Source organism: Virgibacillus aidingensis, assembly GCF_010994035.1.
Classification (GTDB): Bacteria; Bacillota; Bacilli; order Bacillales; family Amphibacillaceae; genus Virgibacillus_N.
This window is the reverse complement of record NZ_WIXN01000020.1, coordinates 63,624-82,024: the sequence shown is the minus strand read 5'-3', so window position 1 is coordinate 82,024 and position 18,401 is coordinate 63,624. Positions and strand designations below refer to the sequence as shown.

The following is an 18,401-nucleotide window of genomic DNA, read 5'->3' as shown; positions in this document are numbered from 1 at the left end:
CAACAAATTGCACCTTGATAAATAAATAATTATTTATTTTTTACTTGACATACTACCGCAGGTCTTTCTTTTGTATATACTCTCATTCTAGAATAGCATAAATGGTGCCTTTCATTCTTTATAAATTATGGGTCTTCGGAATATATAGTGGAAAACCCAGTTTAATAGTTTAACAACAATTTAATCATAAATCGGATTATTTAGTGGAATATCATTATCCTTTATTGGTATAATTAACCTATCAAATGATAGGAGTGATGGTAATGAGAGAGTTTAAGTTTCGTGCTTGGATAAATTTGTACTCACATTGGCATATGACAAATGAAGTACAATATGTGGATGATAAGACACTTGAATGCAATTTAAAAATTATTGGTAATATCTATCAAAATCCAGAGTTGGTTCAGGTGTAATATGAACGACTTATTATTCCTCCCAGATCTTACAGCAATCGAACCACCACAAGAGAATGAAACCGATATGATGTTTAAAGTGGAAGCAATCTATCCTCCAGAACGTTGTCCAGAATGTGGTTTTGACAAGTTATATAAGCACAGCTCACGAAAACAATTGATTATGGATTTGCCCATTCGTTTAAAGCGAGTTGGCTTACAATTGAACCGTAGACGTTATAAGTGTCGTGAGTGTGACTCGACCTTTTGGGAACGTCTTATATCCATTGACGAAAAGCGTAGTATGACCAGAAGGCTGTTAGAATCCATTGAAGAGCAGTCAATGTCTAAGACCTTTGTAGAAGTCGCAGAAAGCGTTGGTGTTGACGAGAAGACCGTTAGGAACGTCTTTAAGGACTATGCGGCATTTAAAGAAAGAGAATACCAATTTGAGACTCCTAAATGGCTTGGGATAGATGAAATACACATCATTCGTAAACCTCGTCTGGTACTTACCAACGTCGAACGGAGAACTATCTATGACATCAAAAAGGATCGTAACAAGGATACAGTCATTAAACGTCTTTTAGAGATTGAAGATAGGTCTTATATCGAATACGTCACAATGGATATGTGGAAACCTTACAAAGATGCAGTGAATATCGTCCTTCCACACGCTAAAGTGGTGGTAGATAAGTTTCATGTAGTCCGTATGGCAAATCAAGCCTTGGATAGTGTTAGGAAATCTTTAAGAACTAATATGACACCAAAAGGAAGAAGAACACTTATGCGTGATAGGTTTATACTTCTCAAACGCAGGCACGATCTAATCGACCGTGAATTGCTACTTTTAGAAACTTGGCATGGAAATATTCCTGATTTGAAGGAAGCCTATGAACTCAAAGAAGAATTCTATAAGATATGGGATACGCCAAGTTCACAAGAAGGAGAAAAACGATATATAAATTGGCGTCAGCGTTGTGTATCCAGTAATGTTAAAGATGCTTATAAAGACCTTGTTAGAGCCGTAGACAATTGGAATGAAGAAATATTCAATCACTTTGATAAAAGACTTACTAACGCATATACAGAGTCTATAAATAGCATTATACGTCATGTTGAACGACTGGGAAAAGGATATTCTTTCGATTCTTTAAGGGCAAAAATTTTATTCAACGAAAAGCTTCATAAAAAGCGGAAACCTCGTTTTAATAAAAATGCTTTTTACGATGCTTTACCAAATATGTTTGACCACGTTACAGATCACAACGTTTCAGATAACTTTGGTATCGACTTCACCACATTTATTAAGGAGTTGGAAAAGGGAGAGCTATAAGTTCCATTCCACCATAAATCCGAAAATCCAAGAAAAAAGCACCCTATATAAATTTCAGGGTGCTAGAAATATTATGTTACTGAACATTATTTATTAATAATTTGTACTTGCTCATGTTTATGGACATAATCTTTTGGTAAAGGAAGTTGACCATTCTCGTCCATTTTGTACTCTTTACCTTGAATTATAAATATAGTATTTTCATCATGTCCAAACTTTCTCCAGTCCTTCTCTTTCATTCCTCTACTCTCAAGATCAACTTCATGAATAACACCAGAAGGATCGATCCTATATCTTGTCGGTTTATTATTTATAGTGAAAGGCTCTTCGGTATTGATTCCCAATCTATTAAATCCTTCTAGTACTTCACTAGCTTCTCTTGCAGTATACATAATATTAATTCTTCCAGTCTCTGCAAACGTCTGTAAATGAGTTAAAAATTGCCTGTTTTTCTCTAGATGGACACGTTTCTCATTACTAATTTGATTATCGTAATGCAGTGTTTGAACGTAACTTGAATTTGAATCATTATTAAATTGATAGTTTATCAATCCATAATCTGTATCCACACTGTATACTTTGTTTTCTTCAATAGTTAAATTGTAATTTCTGTCAACCTGTAACCGTGGTGAAATAGATTTATCATTGTATTTCACTTTATTAGTTTTGGGATTATATATTTCTACATTCTTATTAGAATGAACACCATCAGTTCTCTCTACTGATTGTGAAACTGTGTTACGGAAATTTTGTTGTTGGACATTACTTTTATCAAAATAATTATTTAGTAATCTTTGAATACTAGAGACCATTTGACCTTTTCAAACCTCGCTTCATCTCTATTTTATAATCTAAAGTAATCTTTGGAGTTAAAGTATAGGTAGCAGTTTCGCCTGGATAAAAGTCGGCAGAATGCCTAAATGCCCAACCCTGCTTTACCAAGATTTGATCACTCTTAGGTGCAACATCTAAATCACTAGGGCTATATAAAGGATAGGTTGCATCTATCCAATTTAAGCTAGAATTAGGTCTCAAACTTCTTTTTATACTATAAAGGCTAAGAGAAGATCGGTTAACTTCAGTACCCCCCACTGTAAAGCCTGTTAATATCGAGCCTTCAGGTATAGAATCTATGTCTGATAAATCAAAGTATTGTATCCTACTGGTAGTGTTAGTAGGTGTTAAAGACGAATTCAGAAGATTGATTTGGTACTCATTTCCATAATATAAATAAATAGGTTCCCCAACTATGACTCTTAAACTATAGGGATATTGGGTTCTCCCATCATCTGAAGGTGTGATGAATAAGTAATAGTCACCATAATTGTCAGTTGGGAATTCTACTTGTCTACTACCTTCCTCGCCAATTTCATTTCTTTGTATAATAGTATTACCATTCGAATCAGTTATCACTATGTCATAGGTTTTTTGTGATACAATAGTTAATTTCTCTGTAGGGTTCATTCCTAACTCAATTTTATAAACTCTACTGTCAGTATCTGAGTTGATTTCAGTTAGGTGATTCTTCTCCGGCATTGTTCTATCGGTCTTATCGTTTCTAGGCAATTCTATGGCATCTTATACTTGATCCGGGGTGCTCGTATCCGCACTAATAGCAATTGGGGACATTAATAAAGTTACAAGAAATATTAAAATAAACTTTTTCATTTTGAGTACCACCTTTCAAAATTTTGGGAATTGATTAACTTACAACTACAACAAATATAATAGTCATTATAAAGCTATAAGTAATATCCCTCCTTAAAAAGATATTTTTTTTAATATCGGAAAAAATCCCATTAATTTAATAGATATAATGTACTATTTTTTATTTAATTTTTATTCAAATTTTCAATTTATATTTAGATTCGCACTAATTATACATTGCATTAGGTATTGCAACAGAAGGCTTTTGAACTAAAACTTTACTATAACTATATGGGTAGATGAATAGAAAAGTAAATTAAATGCTTTTTTTATAGTTTTTTAACTTCTAAAGTATATTGGATATTTTTTTCATAATTCATCTATAACGAAAGAGCATCTTTATGGAATTTAGTTAACTTTGGTATTCGTTTTTCCATATTTCTAAAGAAATTGAAGAAGGGTGAATTATAAGCCCTTTTCCACTATATATTCCGAAGACCCAAAATTATTTAGAAAAACCCGCATTTGCTCTTCTTTTGGTAAATCCGTTCGTTTTTTATAGACTTAAAAGTTTCAGCTACCTCGAACCCACTCCACAGTAAGCAATTTATACTTTATTAACGTGCAAAAACAGACAGGAACGTTTATTAGAAGGGTACAGCCATTTTCATGCACCCTTGAACTTAACGTTAACGTCAATGTTATAGTATAATTGTTGGAAAATTACCATAAAGGAGTTTTTCCATGAGCAGGAAGGAAAGAAATACGGGATTGGATAGTATGAAGGGATTCGACAAAAACCGAGCTATTTCGGGGAGTGACAGATCTTTTCGGTGGGACGAGGAACCACTGTACCGCAGCCCCAGGCACCCGGAAAGTGAGACGTTTTCGATCTCGGAGTTGGCGGGAATGTTTGATATTTCCACAAGAACCATTCGCTACTACGAGGAATTGGGCCTGCTTCACCCAAAGCGGAGTGAAGGCGGCCAGCGTATTTTCAGCAAGCGGGAGAAAACCCGGCTTCGTCTTATTTTCCGCGGAAAAAAATATGGATTCAGTCTCGATGAAATCCGGGAGATGATCGAACTGTTCGATGTGGACCCATCCGGGAAAAAGCAGCTGCGCCGGACAATCGAATATGGCAGGGAAAAGATCGAGGAGGTGACCGAGCGGATTGATGAATTAGCGGCCATTCGCGGTGAAATGGAGAGAATGCTGAAGGATTTTGAAGAGAGGTTAAACAAAACGAAAGATAACTCCGAGGTTGAGAACCGGTGAAGTCAGACGCAGCAGCAGGATGAAAAGCCTTTATGCCAAATAGTTTTCCAAAAGAATAACCACATTGGAGGTAGAAAAAATGAATTTACCAGACTTGCTTGCACATCAGGCCAGAAAATTTTCAGCGAAGGAAGCGATTGTTACACCGACAGACCGTATTACCTATAGAGACTGGCACACTTCAGTAAATAAACTGGCTGACAGTCTGCAGAAGCTCGGCATCCAAAAAGGGGATAAAGTCGTGCTTCATATGCCAAACACAAAGGAATTTTTATACACGTATATTGCCGTACAGCGGCTTGGGGCTCTAATTGTTCCCATCAATGCGAAGCTTGTCCAGCATGAAGTTGCCTATATCCTGGATCACAGCGATGCGAAAATGTTTGTTACCCATGAGATGCTTTTTGAGGGAGTGCGGAACCTGGGCAACGATGGCAGCAGGACTTTTATAAAAACAGGGGAAGCAACCGATGGCTGGCTGTCATTGGAAAGCCTGATTGCCGGGGGCAGTCCTGACGAGATTTCATGTGATTTAACAGAGGATGATGAAGCTTCTATACTATATACTTCCGGCACAACCGGGGATCCGAAAGGGGTCGTGTTTACTTATCGAAGTATTTTGACCGTGGCAGGCATGATTGCAATTGAGATGGAGATGAAACCGGAAAGCCGTGTGCTGCATATTATGCCGCTCAGCCATTCTGCACCACTCCATTTATTTATGGCAGCGGGAATCTATGTGGGCGCCGCTCATGTGGTTGTACCGACTTTCACCCCCGATTTATTGCTTGGCACAGTGGAGAATGAAAAAATCACCCACTTCTTCGGTGCGCCGATTGCTTATCTGGCCAGCGCAAAGCACCCAAAAATAGAATCATTTGATTTATCGTCCATGAAATACTGGGTCTACGGCGGAGCGCCTCTATCCACACAGGAAGTGAAATTTGTGAAAAAGCAATTTGCGACAGACCGGCTAATGTGTGTGTATGGTCTGACGGAGGCCGGACCAAGCGGCACCCTGCTTACGTTTGAGGATCACGACACAAAAGCGGGAAGCATTGGAAAACGCAGTGCCTTGCATTGTGAAATCCGGATAGTCGATGAGAATGGCCAGGACGTCGCGCAGGGAGAAGTCGGGGAAATTATTTTACGCGGTGAAGGAAACATGAAGGGATATTATAAAGATCCCGCGAAAACTGCGGAAACCCTCCGCGGTGACTGGCTTTATACCGGAGACATGGCAAAACAGGATGAGGACGGGTTTTATTGGGTAGTTGACCGGAAGAAAGACATCATTATTTCCGGCGGTGTGAATATTTATCCAAAAGAGATTGAAGATCAGCTTCTTGCCCATCCGCAAATTACGGATTGTGCTGTTGTCGGAGTGCCAAATCCGGATTGGGGTGAAACGGTGAAGGCATTCGTTGTCATTGAAGGTGAAATGGAAGATCCGGCAGCATCATGCCGGGAATTTTTGCAGGACAAACTGGCTTCCTATAAGATTCCAAAATTATACGAGGAATTGGAAGCGCTTCCCAGGAATGCAACAGGCAAGCTTTTGAAAAATCAATTAAGAGAACAGGTGAAATCATAACAGCATGGGAGAGAATATGAATGCGTAATTTTTACACGGAAGATAAGACATTGAGACGGCTGCTTGAAGAAAAACTGCCTGCAGATTTTTTCGAGTACGCAGATAGGAATCTCGAGGAATTTGGCCGGTTATGTGCCGGACCGATTGATGAAAGGGCGGTACATACCGACAGGGAAGGAGAACCAAAGCTTGTTCGCTATGACAAAATGGGGAATGAGGTTTCACGGGTTTGGCTGAATGAAGGTTACCGGAAAACAATTCAGGAAACCTATGACACGGGAATTGTCGGCTATTTGCACAAGGAAATACCGGAGCTCGGAAGGATTGGAAATTATGTATACGCTTTCTCCCAGGGATATTTGCTTTCCCACGCCGAGCCGGGCTTTTACTGCCCTGTTACGTTAAGCAAGGCAACCGCCTACCTGATCGACCGTTATGCAGACGCTCGATTAAAGGAGAAATTTTTGCCGCATGTGCTTTCGACAGGTGAAGTGGAACTTTACGAAGGGGCGACCTTTTTGACGGAAAGACAGGGCGGCTCGGATGTCGGGGCAAATGAAGTGGAAGCCGTGAAAACGGGGGATCATTATGAAATCAGCGGGGAAAAATATTTTGCCAGTAATGTGGGAGCCTGCGGAGTTGCCATGGTGCTTGCACGGATCGATGGCGCACAGGCCGGCACCAGGGGACTCAGCCTATTTCTCGTTCCATGGGAGGAAAATAGGCAAAAAGGCAAACTAAGGATTCGCCGCCTGAAGGATAAGCTGGGTGTCAGGGCCGTGCCGTCAGGGGAAGTAGAATTTGAAGGTGCCAAAGGATATTTGGTCGGCGAGGCGGAGCGCGGTTTTTACTATATGATGGAAGCATTGAATCTTTCGCGAGTGTCCAATGCCGTGGCATCACTCGGGATCATGAAGCGTGCCTATTTGGAAGCACGGAATTATGCGATGGAGCGGGAAGCTTTTGGCAATAAACTGACTGCCTACCCGATGGTCAAAGAAACACTGAGCAATTTGGCAGCAAAACAGGAAGTGGAGCTGCAGGCACTGTTTGAAGTCATTGAGCTGATGGATCGGGTGATGGGGACGGAAAGGAACGCTTCCGCCGAAGAGGAGCTGCTGTTCCGGCTGTATGTCGCCATCATGAAAAAGGAAAGTGCAGAGCAGGCGATCCATTTTGCCCATGAGGCGATTGAGATGCATGGCGGCAATGGCTACATTGAAGATTTTGTTACGCCCAGGCTGCTCCGGGATGCCCAGGTACTCACCGTCTGGGAAGGGACCGCAAATATTTTGGGATTGGAAGTATTGCGATTGATTGGGAAATACAATGCGGATGAAATTTTCTCAGAGGAATTGAGTGGAAGGTTGGATGGTGTAGCAGACAGTGCCTGGAAAGATAAGGTGAAGGCAGAGCTGGATAAGCTTGAGAAGCAAATTAATCAGGTGAAAAAACTTTCCCCTGAAATGCAAACCTATTATACGAAAAGACTCGCTGAAGGAATGGCTGCAGTTTTTGAAAGTGTTGTTGCCCTGGAAATGACCGATCACGGAAATAACAGGCAAAAAGCAGTGTCAGAAGTATTTCTTCATTCTGTCTGGGAGCATGATGCTATAGTAGAAACACCGCCGGCGATTGCAAAATTTGAAGAAATTAACAGATAGAAAAAGGGATGATCCTTCTGTTTCAAGGAATGATCATCCCTTTTTTCAGTCCAGCAGTCTTTTGGTGTCGTCCAGCTGTGTTTGGTCTGTTTTGTCATCTTGGTGATACAAAGGGTTTTAGCATTTTCCTGCTAGTATACTGGAGAAAATGCTATTGGAAATATACTTGATACCACACACTTTAGTTACATGCACGGCAGAAATTAAACGATGCACTTGACGGGCTATCGCATGGACATAACTGAGAAAATACCGTACTGACTGGGCTTGATCAGCTGTCTCGAGGACAGGAGCGGCGAAATATCAGCGACCTGTGGCTTTGATAAACCGTCTCAAGGACAGAATTGACGAAATATCAGCGACCTGTGGCTTTGATAGACCGTCTCATGGACAAAATTGACCAAATATCCGCCCTCTTTGGTCTTGATAGACCGTCTCATGGACAATAGCGGCGAAATATCCACGCTCTTTGGACTTGATAGACCATCTCATGGACAGGATCAGCGAAATATCCACGTTCTTTGTACTTGACCACCCATCTCGTGGACAGAATCGAAGAAATATCAGCGCTACTTGTACTTGATAACTCTTCTCGTGGACAGAATCAGCGAAATATCCACGCTCTTTGGACTTGACCAGCCATCTTATGGACAGAATCGAAGAAATATCCGCACTCCTTATACTTGAAAGCCCACACCAAGTAAATTGAATGATAAAATTTCTCCAGCGAACTAACCCTCTTTATCAATTGCCTGGAAAAAAGCCGAATATTGACTGCTGTTCAAAATATGCCTCAAACCCAGTCCGTACCTGCATGAGTAATGGTGGGACAAGTTACCTGTCCTTCTGTATCCCCGAGCAATTGGGACAAGGTACCTGTCCCCTCGTCCCAAAAAAATCACAAAAATTAAAAACAGGAGACTGCACGATACAGCCTCCTTCCAACTAAAATCCATATTCGGCTTCCTTTGCTTCCCGCACTTTCATATACGTTTCCGTCAAAATTGCCGTATCTTCCACCAGGCGGTCAATCCGGAATAATACATCATCATTAATAATTTCTTTTTGCAAAAAGTCTTTTTCCTCAATAAAAACATAGGTCTGCACGATTTGTGCTTTCATGTATGCCAGTATCGGTTTCAATTGCTGCTCGGCAATCAGATAATGCTTGGAAGATCCCGCGGTCACCAGCATGGACACGACCTTATCCTGCAGGCCATCCACGGGAAGCAGATCAAATATATTTTTCAAGGTTGCCGGGATGGATGCCTGAAAAATCGGCGTTCCCATGATGATGGCATCAGCTTCCATGATCGTTTTGGCCACATATCCCGTATCTCCTTCATACTCCAAATAATTGCGCCCATCACTGAACTGGACATCGTAATCAGCGAGGTCGATGAAGGTGGTGTCCACTTCCGGATATTTTTCCGAAATTGCCTTCATGACGTAATTCATCGCCGTTCTCGTTTTCGATCCCACATTGGAACCGGATAATCCTACCACTTTCATGTAATTCCTCCTTGGGTCCCCCTATTTACAGGTTTTGCCCTTCATTCTGAAAACCTCTCCGGGTCTCACTCCGCAGTTTATTTCGCTGTATGTTTTTTTATTTCAGGCAGTATTTTTGTGCCAATCAAATCAATGTTTTTCTTTAATTGGTCAAATGGCACGCCGCCGAAATCCATTTGTCCGATGAAACGCTGGTGGCCATATTGTTCGTACTGATAAAGCAGTTTTTCCACGATTAATTCCGGGCTGCCAATATTCATTACATCACGCACGTCAGCGCCCTGGGCAAAGTTCTGTTTTGGAAATCCTCTGCCATTGGTCAGTTTCATTCCTTCATTAATATGTGGATAATATTCCCGCTGTGCCTGCTGTGTCGTTTCTGCCACGTACAGAAAACCTGCTGTTGAAACAGGCAATTCATCCGGGTCATGCCCGTTCATTCTGGCTGCCTCGCGGTAAGCATCAATCGACCTTTTGAAAACTGAGACCGGACCGCCGAGATGCGCAAGGAACATTGGCACACCGGCATACCCCGCTTTGATGGCGCTCGTCGGGGTTCCTCCAACTGCACGCCAGATCGGCATGGAGCCATTTTGCGGGCGCGGCAGTACTCTGGCATTTTTTAAAGGCGCACGGAACTCCCCTTCCCAATTGATCTCTTCCTGTTCGTTAATTTTCAATAAGAGATCGAATTTCTCTTCATATAATGCTTCATAATCATTCAGATCATAGCCAAGCAAATCGTACAAACCAACGCGGGATGCACGGCCTGCAATGATTTCCGCACGGCCCTTTGAAATTAAATCAATGGTCGCAAAATCCTCATACACCCGCACCGGATCCAGGGTGCTGACAATCGTGGAAGAACTGGAGATCTTGATTTTTTCCGTTGCCTGGGCAATGGCGGACAGCACAACGGAATGCGCCTGTGTCGCAAAAAAGTCCTGATGGCTCTCCCCGACACTAAAGAAATCGATGCCCGCCTGCTCCGCAAGCTGCGCCAGCTCGATTATCTCATGAATTCGCTGTTCCGCAGAAATCCGCCCGCCATTCACAGGGTCGGGCAAATGATCACCGAGCGTATATAATCCAAACTCCATCGGTTTATTTTTATCTATTCGATACTTTTCCATCCATACACAACCTTTGACGAAAATTAATAATTACTTTTCGTAATCATTATAAAGTATTACATGTGATTTTCCAAAATACATGCTTTGTCGTGGAGAATCTTTCTGGCCTGCCCCATAAGGTTGGCAAAAGTTACACATTTTCTTCTCTTATAGTGAAAGCATTATGTTATGTGTTTGTAAAAATATTACGCGGATTAAGGGTAAGAGGTGGCTTGAGGTGAATCCCGGGCGACTTTTCACGCGGTTTCGGGCAACCTTCCACGCTTCCGGACAGCTTTTTCCGTATCCGGGCAATTTGGCACAAGGCCGCCTATCTCCCGCATAAAAATCTCCTCCTCCATTTCAACTCCAGTTAACACGTCACTTTTTTAATGCAAAAAAAAGGAACATGCACCTCAAAGTGCGTGTTCCCCAACTAATCCATAAAACTATTAAACGAAGCCTAACAGGCAGCATGCTGCTCCAATAAAAGCATCTATTTATCTATCTGTTTCCGGTATATCATGATATCTGTCTGCATCGATGTCATAAACTTCTCCGGTTGCCAGACTATCCAGGATACCGAAAAGCCCCAATTCCGTTGCTTTTCTTAATTGACCCATCTTTTTCTGTCCAAAGCTTTGCGTCTGTCCGGTTATTTCAAAAATGACGGCGCCGCTTCCATTTAAAGCAAACGTTCCAAGTGCTGTACCTGGTAAATCCAAATCCTGTGGATATAATGAAATATTTCCAAATGGCGAGTTGCCTCTTTGCTGCAGTGCCTCATAGGCAGCAACATTTAATTGCTTGGAGAATTCCACATCATACTGATCAGCATACTCACTGTATTTTTCGCCTTCCTCCGTGCTAGGATCAGGAACAAATACGCCGGACAGGGATAGCGTAACAGGGTCGTCAGTGCCATCAATTACATATTCTCCCTGGTGATGCAGATCTATAAATACATCCACTTCCCCAAATTCCTCCTGCAGATCTTTATACACATCTCTTACAGTTTGCGACTCCGGTGTGATATACCATCCCGGCTGCGATGAACTTCCCGGGAAATCTTCCGGCTGCGGGGTATAATCCAAATCAGGATTAAAATCGCGGTTTACGTCAAAGCCCGGATTTGATTCATAATCCCAATACTCATTGACATAGGTGTAATAATTCCATGAAGGGGACGCATTTTCCAGGTTCGGGAATCTCTCCACCACTTCATCCCATGTCATTTCGTTTCCTCTTCTGTTTAGTTCTGAACCATCCGCATTCATCATCGGGATCGCCACGATGGTTAATTCTTCCCTCAGCTGTCGCATATCAGGGGAATTATTACGGCCGACGCGTTTCAGCACTTCCAACAAGGCTTGCGTTCCTACTTTTTCATTGCCGTGGATTTCACTTTGAATGAGTACCACCTTGTCTCCTGTACCTACTGTTGCCTTATAGATTTCCCGGCCCTGATTGGAATACCCGGCAACTTCCACGTCCACCTTACCCTGGCTTGTTCTTTCGAGCTGATGCAGCTCTCTTGTCAGTTCCTCGTGGTCGATAAAGCCTGATACCGGCGGCATGTTGACAACGTTTGCCGGTGACGCTTCCGCTACCGGAGTATTACCCGGCATTAATATCCCGACAGATAATAAAACTGCACTGCCGACCAACGCCAGCTTCCTTCTTTTTTTCATGATGATATACCCTCCATTTAATTATTTTCTTTCAATAAACCCATTCGACCCCGCTGGAATAATTCCCTTTTGAAAATATGAAATTGAACTAATTGGACTACAAAATTCGTTAATGAGACCTAATTAAGAAAATAAATTTTGATGCCAATAAGTATCTTTTTTCCTATCCGCCAAATGCCAATGGCCTATAAGTGAAGCATTACTTTTAGGGGGGCTATGTAAAAACAGATAACTATGGAATAAGGTTTTTTTCACAGCTGATGAAAAATTCTCCTGCCTTTATCAGCTATGTAACAAAAAAAAGACACCCATTATCAGGATGCCTTCTCTAAAACCCCTTCCCGGTCTGTCTGGCATCAGCCTCATGAATTAAAGCTGCGGAGAAAGTTTTCTATTAAATGTTTTTGATTTAAGAAACGGAATCAGCCATCGATCGAGCCCGTATCTGCCGGCATTGCTTCCCGCTATCGCAATAAATATTGTCAGAATGGCCATCTGTGCATCCATCATACCGGCCCCGCTGAACAGAAAAGATAAATTCATCGTAATTCCCATCAGCGCAGCAAAATTGGTGAAAATCCCTGCAATAAGCGCGATTCCTACTAAAAGCTCTCCCCACATGACAAGGAATGAAAAGATTTCCTCATTCGGCAAAGCAACCGCCTGTAAAAATCCTGCCCACCATTCCGGCACAGCCGCATTTTCCGATGCTGCCCGGATAAAGCCACCTGCTTCAAACGAGCCACCTTGAATTTTGGATAAACCCGCTGCCAACCAGCGATACCCAATAAAGATCCGCAATATGGCAAGCAGAACCGCAATGATTCTGTTTTTTCTAAGTAAATCGATGAACATAAGACCAGCTCCTTTATAATTTATTGTGAACAAATTCACATTATGGATTGGAATATTTCCTTAAATAAAGTGTAGCACGGTCTTTCTGTTCAAAATTTGACGTACGTCAAACTTTTTAATGAAAGGTATGAAGATTTAATGAACGTTTACAAGCCGGCCATAGTGAAAAACATTCTTTCCTATTTCCAGCCTGAAAATATTGGTATGTAAAAAACTCCGGCAGTGCCGAAGTTTTCTAATCTCTCATTTTATCAGGCAATGCATGAATGGATTCAATTAACAAATTCAGCTTTCCCTCAATACGATGCAATAAATAAAAGGTGACCGCAATCGGAAAGCCAACCTCTGTCAAAAAAGATATCCAGGTTTCCATGGTTTTTCACATCCTTTTTAAATGGGAATTGTATTTTTTGCCTCTGCCAATATAGAATGGAAAATATCGTTCCTGCAGCAAAGTGTGAAAAAAGACCAGCAGCCGGGCCACTGGTCTTTATGATTAATCAATCTCAATTTCTTCTACAGTCCGTTCAACCAGACGGGCGCTTTTCTTGGCAACAAGATCACCGCCGCTTGAAGTAAACGCATCCTGAGCAAGGATTTCATCCATTGCTGCATTCACGTCACCTGTGTCTACTGGTTCAACAGGATTATCCAGAGAATAAGTCACTGTTTTTCCGTCGTAATTTTCGAAGCGAAGTTCCAGCTTTTTAGCCATCATCCTACCTCCTTTCTTTTAGATTCAGCAAAATTTACTCTGCATAAATGTCAGAGCTGTCCCTGCGGTGAACATTGTAGAGTGGAAACTCCTGCAATGCAGCCAAAGACGTGGCCACCGCATACAATTGATCTGCATCCGCTGTAGTTTTCACATTGTTGAAGGTTTTTGTTTTGTAAATCGGCTCACCCGAGCTTTCATCAATACCCTCACTGAAAACCAGCTGCAATGAAGATGACATTAATTCCTGAATTGCCATATATCTCACCTCCCTTTCACCCATACAATCGTGTGATTTGGGCAAAAGGTAGCATATAGATAATTTTTTTGAGTAAAATGTCTTAGTTCGGTCTGTCTCTATTGATTTGGGAAGGCTGACTTAATTGATCTGGTGAAAGTTTTAATTAATTTGGGAATGGTCTCGATCAGTTTTGGTGGGGGCTCGATCGATTTGGCGGCTGCCTCGATCGATTTAGTGCGACCTCGATCGATTTTGGTGCAGGCTCGATTGATTTCCTGGTGCTCTCGATCGATTTGGGGTGGGCTCGATCGATTTCGATGCGACCCCGATCGATTTCCTCGTGCTCTCGAACGATTTTGATGCGACCCCGATCGATTTCCCGGTGCTCTCGATCGATTGTGATGCGACCTCGATCGATTTTGGTGCGGACTCGATTGATTTCCTGGTGCTCTCGATCAATTTTGGTGCGACCTCGATCGATTTCCTCGTGCTCTCGATCGGTTTTGGGAGGGCTCGATCGATTTTCTGCTGCTCTCGATCGATTTTGGGGCGGGCTCGATCGATTTCCTGGTGCTCTCGATCGGTTTTGGGCGGGCTCGATCGATTTTCTGCTGCTCTCGATCGATTTTGGTGCCACCCCGATCGATTTCCTGGTGCTCTCGATCGATTCCACCCATACTTCGATCGATTTTGATGTGGTCTCTATCGTTCTTAATCCGTTTCCGATCGCCATTAGCTGCGGTTCCCACGAGTCGACAAATTGCGCGCGCCCTGTGATTATAAATTTCCACAGCAGTACCTTACCAGGAAACAAAGCAAGCTTTATCCTAACTCCCCTTTCCACTTTTTACGCCTTCCCTTTTTTGGGTATAGTAGTAAATGAGCCAATTATTTCTTCCTATATTTCCACTCTCCATGAAAAACGACAATTCCCTATACTTTTTACATAATTATCTGTAAAATAGGCATAAGATTAACTGAGGTGTTCGTACTATGGCTAAACAAAAGGGCAGGCTGAAAAAGTGGATACTGATTATTGGGATTCCTCTCATTTTTTTGCTGAGTATAGCTGCCGGCTATGCTGCCTATCTGTATAATAAAACCGAGGACCTGGTTACCGAGTCTTACGATGATACCGGCCGGGAAAATGAGACCTCAGACATGCGGGAGGAGAAAGTGGACCCGGTGGAAGATCATGTATCGGTGCTGCTTTTAGGTGTGGACAACAGTGCCCATCGGGATGAAGAAGTGAGCCGGACAGATGCCATGGTGCTTGCTACATTTAATCGGGACAATCAATCCATTAAATTATTAAGCATTCCCCGTGATACCTATGTATATATTCCGGAAGTGGGCTATCATTCAAAAATCAACCATGCTCATGCTTATGGGGGACCCCGTGCATCCATGGAGACAGTGGAGCACTTTCTCGAGATTCCTGTCGATTATTTTGTAAGAATGAATTTTGATGGGTTTGTTGAAGTCGTGGATGCCCTTGATGGCATTATGGTTGATGTTCCATACGAGTTTCAGGAATCCGATTCCCGGGATAAGCGGGATTCCATTCATTTGTTTCCGGGTTACCAGGAAGTAAATGGCGAGGAAGCCTTGGCGCTGGCACGAACGAGGGACCATGACAATGATGTGGAGCGCGGGAAACGCCAGCAGGAAATCTTGGAAGCTATTGCCGATAAAGCAACTTCCGCTTCTTCCATTTTAAAATTGGAAGAAGTCATTACTGCGATCGGCAGCAATATGCAAACCAATTTTTCCTTTAAAGATTTACAAAGCTTCGTCAGCTATGGCTTGGCTGAAGATTTATCCATTGAGATGATCAATTTTGACGGTGAGGGCACCTATCTGGATGATGGCGGCTGGTATTATATTGTGGAAGAGGATAACCTCAGTTTGGTTGGCAGTGAATTGCGCAGACACCTGGATCTGCAGTCTCACCAGGACATCAGTGATTATGTTGAGGATGATGGAGAAACGGTTTATTAATGTCTCAAGTATTTTTCGAGGAGAAACACTGCTTTCTCCTGTTTGCGCTCTTCCTCCAAATAAAACGCTGTAACGCGAAATGTGAGGTGACTCAGGTGACAACGGTCATTACCTATGGAACCTTTGATTTAATTCATGAAGGCCATATAAATATATTGCGCAGGGCAAAAGATTTGGGAGATCACCTCATTGTCGGACTCTCCACCGAGCATTTTAACACGGTGAAAAATAAAAAAGCATACCATACTTATGATCAGCGTAAAATTGTATTGCAGGCGATCCGCTATGTTGATGAAATTATTCCCGAAAATACGTGGGAGCAAAAAGTTGACGATATCCGGCGGCATGATGCTGATATTTTTGTTATGGGCGATGACTGGGAAGGGAAATTTGATTATCTGAAAAAATATTGCAAGGTCATTTATCTTCCCAGAACAAGGGGAATATCCACAACAAAAATAAAAGAGGATTTATTTCGACACGACAGGTAGATATTGGCAGCAAGGAAATCGACAATATTCCTGTATCTTTGAATCTTTTTTTCTTTACATACGTCTAATAATATATAGGCGGTTTTTTTGTATCAAATTCTTTTCAATTTTTACAAACTGTCTCTATATTGTATTAAAAAATGCATTTACGTTTTAGGAGATTCATAGTACAATATAAGTTGGTTTATTGAATAACGGAAACAAGTTAAAGGAGAAACCGAAATGGATAGAAACAATATGACGAGAACACGGATGGTGAAGCGGAAAAAAAAGCGCAGACTTCGTAAAAGAGCTTTTTTTATACTGATCCCATTGCTTGCCGTTTTCCTTGGCATTATAGGCTATGGTTCCTATTTGTACATGAAGGCGGATGCTGTACTATCGGATGCTTATGTAGAAGATGAAGTAGAAAAATCCGATTTAAGAGTAGAAAAAGTCGATCCAAAATTTGACAATGTTTCTATACTGATCATGGGTGTAGACGCAAATGAACATAGAGATAATATTGAAGCGGCAAGGACGGACGCACTGATGCTTGCCACTTTGAATAAAGATGATAAAAGTGTAAAACTCGTAAGTATTCCGCGTGATTCCTACGTGTATATTCCTGAAGTGGGATATGAATCAAAAATAAACCACGCGCACGCATACGGCGGCCCGCGTGCTACAAGGGAAACGGTAGAAAATTTACTTGATATTCCGATTGATTACTATGTGCGGGTTAACTTTCATGCCTTTGTGGACGTTGTAGATGCACTTGGCGGCATCACGGCAGAGGTGCCTTATGAATTCCGCGAATCCAATTCCATGGACCAGCGCGATGCGATTCATTTGCTTCCGGGTGAGCAGGAGCTTAATGGAGAAGAGGCATTGGCCCTCGCCCGAACAAGAAAACTCGATAATGACATTGAACGCGGTAAACGGCAGCAGGATTTAATTAAAGCCATCGTTGATAAAGGCGTTTCCGTCAGCTCTGTAATGAAACTGGATGAAGTGATTGAGGCCGTTGGTTCGAACATGTCAACAAATATGACTTTCGGTGAAATGAGAAGCTTTATTGCATACGGAACAGAAGGAACTAGCATAGAAATAGATACGATGACACTGGAAGGCAATGATTACCAGCCGGCAGACACGTATTATTGGCAGCTGGATGAAGTCGCATTGAATGAAACGAAATCCCTGCTTCAAGATCACTTGGAGATTACCAACACGGTAAATGCAGAAACGGAGAGTTCTTCAGAAACGAGTGAAGCATCCGGGCAATATTAATTCAAAGATTGAGCGGGAGCGCTGTTTGGGTTGGATTTTCAACTCGAATGGCGCTTTTTACTCGCTCGAGGACGTTATTGCGGAGTAAATCAAGAATGACATACCTGAGGAGGCCGGTCGAGGTTGTCATTGCAGAGAAAACCAAGAATGACATACCCGAGGACGCCGATCAAGGACGTCATTGCGAGGAAAATCAAGAATGACATACCCGAGGACACCGGTCGAGGACGTCATTGCGAGGAAAATCAAGAATGACATACCCGAGGAGGCCGGTCGAGGTTGTCATTGCAGAGAAAACCAAGAATGACGTACCTGAGGACGCCGATCAAGGACGTCATTGCGGTGAAAACCAACAATGACATACCCGAGGACACCGCTCAAGGTCGTCATTGCCATGAAAATCGATAATAACGTACCCGATAACGCCGATGGACTCCATCATGCCACTGATAAATAGAACACTTCCAGATTACAAACATGGATTAACTTGTGTTGATAAAAATATGTATATTCTATTCTAACTTTTTTGCCTCCGTTCAGCATGGTTACAATTCATCCAAACAACGCATTATTCCTGAGTGTCCCAATTTCATCTACTCT

Annotated in this window: 18 protein-coding genes; 9 read left to right on the top strand and 9 right to left on the bottom strand. The window is 42.2% G+C overall.

Annotated elements, in window-relative coordinates:
- The first annotated feature begins 263 nt into the window (after positions 1-263).
- Positions 264-413 carry a hypothetical protein gene (locus tag GHD25_RS15585; RefSeq protein ID WP_017186665.1) on the top strand — a complete coding sequence of 50 codons (150 nt, stop codon included), beginning with the start codon at positions 264-266 and terminating at the stop codon, positions 411-413.
- Between the two features lies 1 nt (position 414).
- Positions 415-1,728, top strand: coding sequence for an ISL3 family transposase (locus GHD25_RS15580; protein ID WP_164218518.1), 1,314 nt, complete (start codon positions 415-417; stop codon positions 1,726-1,728).
- A gap of 86 nt (positions 1,729-1,814) precedes the next feature.
- Here GHD25_RS15580 and GHD25_RS15575 read toward each other — a convergent pair whose 3' ends face one another.
- Both GHD25_RS15575 and GHD25_RS15570 read right to left on the bottom strand, forming a co-directional pair.
- Positions 1,815-2,540, bottom strand: a complete 726-nt coding sequence (locus GHD25_RS15575; RefSeq protein ID WP_164218517.1) for a hypothetical protein — start codon at positions 2,538-2,540, stop codon at positions 1,815-1,817.
- On the bottom strand, positions 2,530-3,294 hold the full coding sequence (locus tag GHD25_RS15570) for a hypothetical protein (RefSeq protein ID WP_164218514.1): 765 nt from the start codon (positions 3,292-3,294) through the stop codon (positions 2,530-2,532). The genes GHD25_RS15575 and GHD25_RS15570 overlap by 11 nt, the downstream gene beginning before the upstream one ends.
- A gap of 930 nt (positions 3,295-4,224) precedes the next feature.
- Here GHD25_RS15570 and GHD25_RS15565 point away from each other — a divergent pair.
- The 3 genes from GHD25_RS15565 to GHD25_RS15555 all read left to right on the top strand — a co-directional run bounded on the left by GHD25_RS15565 (position 4,225) and on the right by GHD25_RS15555 (position 7,911).
- Positions 4,225-4,653: a MerR family transcriptional regulator gene (locus GHD25_RS15565; RefSeq protein WP_276207840.1), complete on the top strand. Its 429-nt coding sequence runs from the start codon at positions 4,225-4,227 to the stop codon at positions 4,651-4,653.
- A 79-nt stretch (positions 4,654-4,732) separates the two neighbouring features.
- A complete protein-coding gene (locus tag GHD25_RS15560; RefSeq protein ID WP_164218512.1) occupies positions 4,733-6,247 on the top strand; it encodes a class I adenylate-forming enzyme family protein in 1,515 nt (504 codons plus the stop codon).
- A gap of 20 nt (positions 6,248-6,267) precedes the next feature.
- Complete coding sequence (locus GHD25_RS15555; RefSeq protein ID WP_164218510.1) at positions 6,268-7,911, top strand: acyl-CoA dehydrogenase family protein; 1,644 nt, start codon at positions 6,268-6,270, stop codon at positions 7,909-7,911.
- Positions 7,912-8,856: 945 nt separating this feature from the next.
- Here GHD25_RS15555 and GHD25_RS15550 read toward each other — a convergent pair.
- The 7 genes from GHD25_RS15550 to GHD25_RS15520 form a co-directional block, all read right to left on the bottom strand.
- Positions 8,857-9,423, bottom strand: a complete 567-nt coding sequence (locus GHD25_RS15550; protein WP_164218508.1) for an NADPH-dependent FMN reductase — start codon at positions 9,421-9,423, stop codon at positions 8,857-8,859.
- Positions 9,424-9,500: 77 nt separating this feature from the next.
- Complete coding sequence (locus tag GHD25_RS15545; protein ID WP_164218506.1) at positions 9,501-10,556, bottom strand: LLM class flavin-dependent oxidoreductase; 1,056 nt, start codon at positions 10,554-10,556, stop codon at positions 9,501-9,503.
- Between the two features lie 479 nt (positions 10,557-11,035).
- Positions 11,036-12,226, bottom strand: coding sequence for a M14 family zinc carboxypeptidase (locus tag GHD25_RS15540; protein WP_164218504.1), 1,191 nt, complete (start codon positions 12,224-12,226; stop codon positions 11,036-11,038).
- Positions 12,227-12,595: 369 nt separating this feature from the next.
- A complete protein-coding gene (locus GHD25_RS15535; RefSeq protein WP_164218502.1) occupies positions 12,596-13,081 on the bottom strand; it encodes a DoxX family protein in 486 nt (161 codons plus the stop codon).
- 235 nt (positions 13,082-13,316) lie between these two features.
- Positions 13,317-13,454, bottom strand: coding sequence for a YvrJ family protein (locus GHD25_RS15530; RefSeq protein ID WP_164218500.1), 138 nt, complete (start codon positions 13,452-13,454; stop codon positions 13,317-13,319).
- Between the two features lie 123 nt (positions 13,455-13,577).
- Positions 13,578-13,796, bottom strand: a complete 219-nt coding sequence (locus GHD25_RS15525) for a DUF2922 domain-containing protein (protein ID WP_164218498.1) — start codon at positions 13,794-13,796, stop codon at positions 13,578-13,580.
- A gap of 34 nt (positions 13,797-13,830) precedes the next feature.
- Positions 13,831-14,055, bottom strand: a complete 225-nt coding sequence (locus GHD25_RS15520) for a DUF1659 domain-containing protein (RefSeq protein WP_164218496.1) — start codon at positions 14,053-14,055, stop codon at positions 13,831-13,833.
- Positions 14,056-14,335: 280 nt separating this feature from the next.
- Here GHD25_RS15520 and GHD25_RS15515 point away from each other — a divergent pair, with 280 nt between their 5' ends.
- The 4 genes from GHD25_RS15515 (at position 14,336) to GHD25_RS15500 (ending at position 17,801) form a co-directional block, all read left to right on the top strand.
- Positions 14,336-14,731: a hypothetical protein gene (locus tag GHD25_RS15515; RefSeq protein WP_164218494.1), complete on the top strand. Its 396-nt coding sequence runs from the start codon at positions 14,336-14,338 to the stop codon at positions 14,729-14,731.
- Positions 14,732-15,030: 299 nt separating this feature from the next.
- Positions 15,031-16,038, top strand: a complete 1,008-nt coding sequence (locus GHD25_RS15510) for an LCP family protein (RefSeq protein WP_164218492.1) — start codon at positions 15,031-15,033, stop codon at positions 16,036-16,038.
- 95 nt (positions 16,039-16,133) lie between these two features.
- On the top strand, positions 16,134-16,529 hold the full coding sequence (gene tagD, locus GHD25_RS15505; RefSeq protein ID WP_164218490.1) for a glycerol-3-phosphate cytidylyltransferase: 396 nt from the start codon (positions 16,134-16,136) through the stop codon (positions 16,527-16,529).
- 222 nt (positions 16,530-16,751) lie between these two features.
- A complete protein-coding gene (locus GHD25_RS15500) occupies positions 16,752-17,801 on the top strand; it encodes an LCP family protein (RefSeq protein WP_164218488.1) in 1,050 nt (349 codons plus the stop codon).
- The last annotated feature ends 600 nt before the right edge of the window (positions 17,802-18,401 follow it).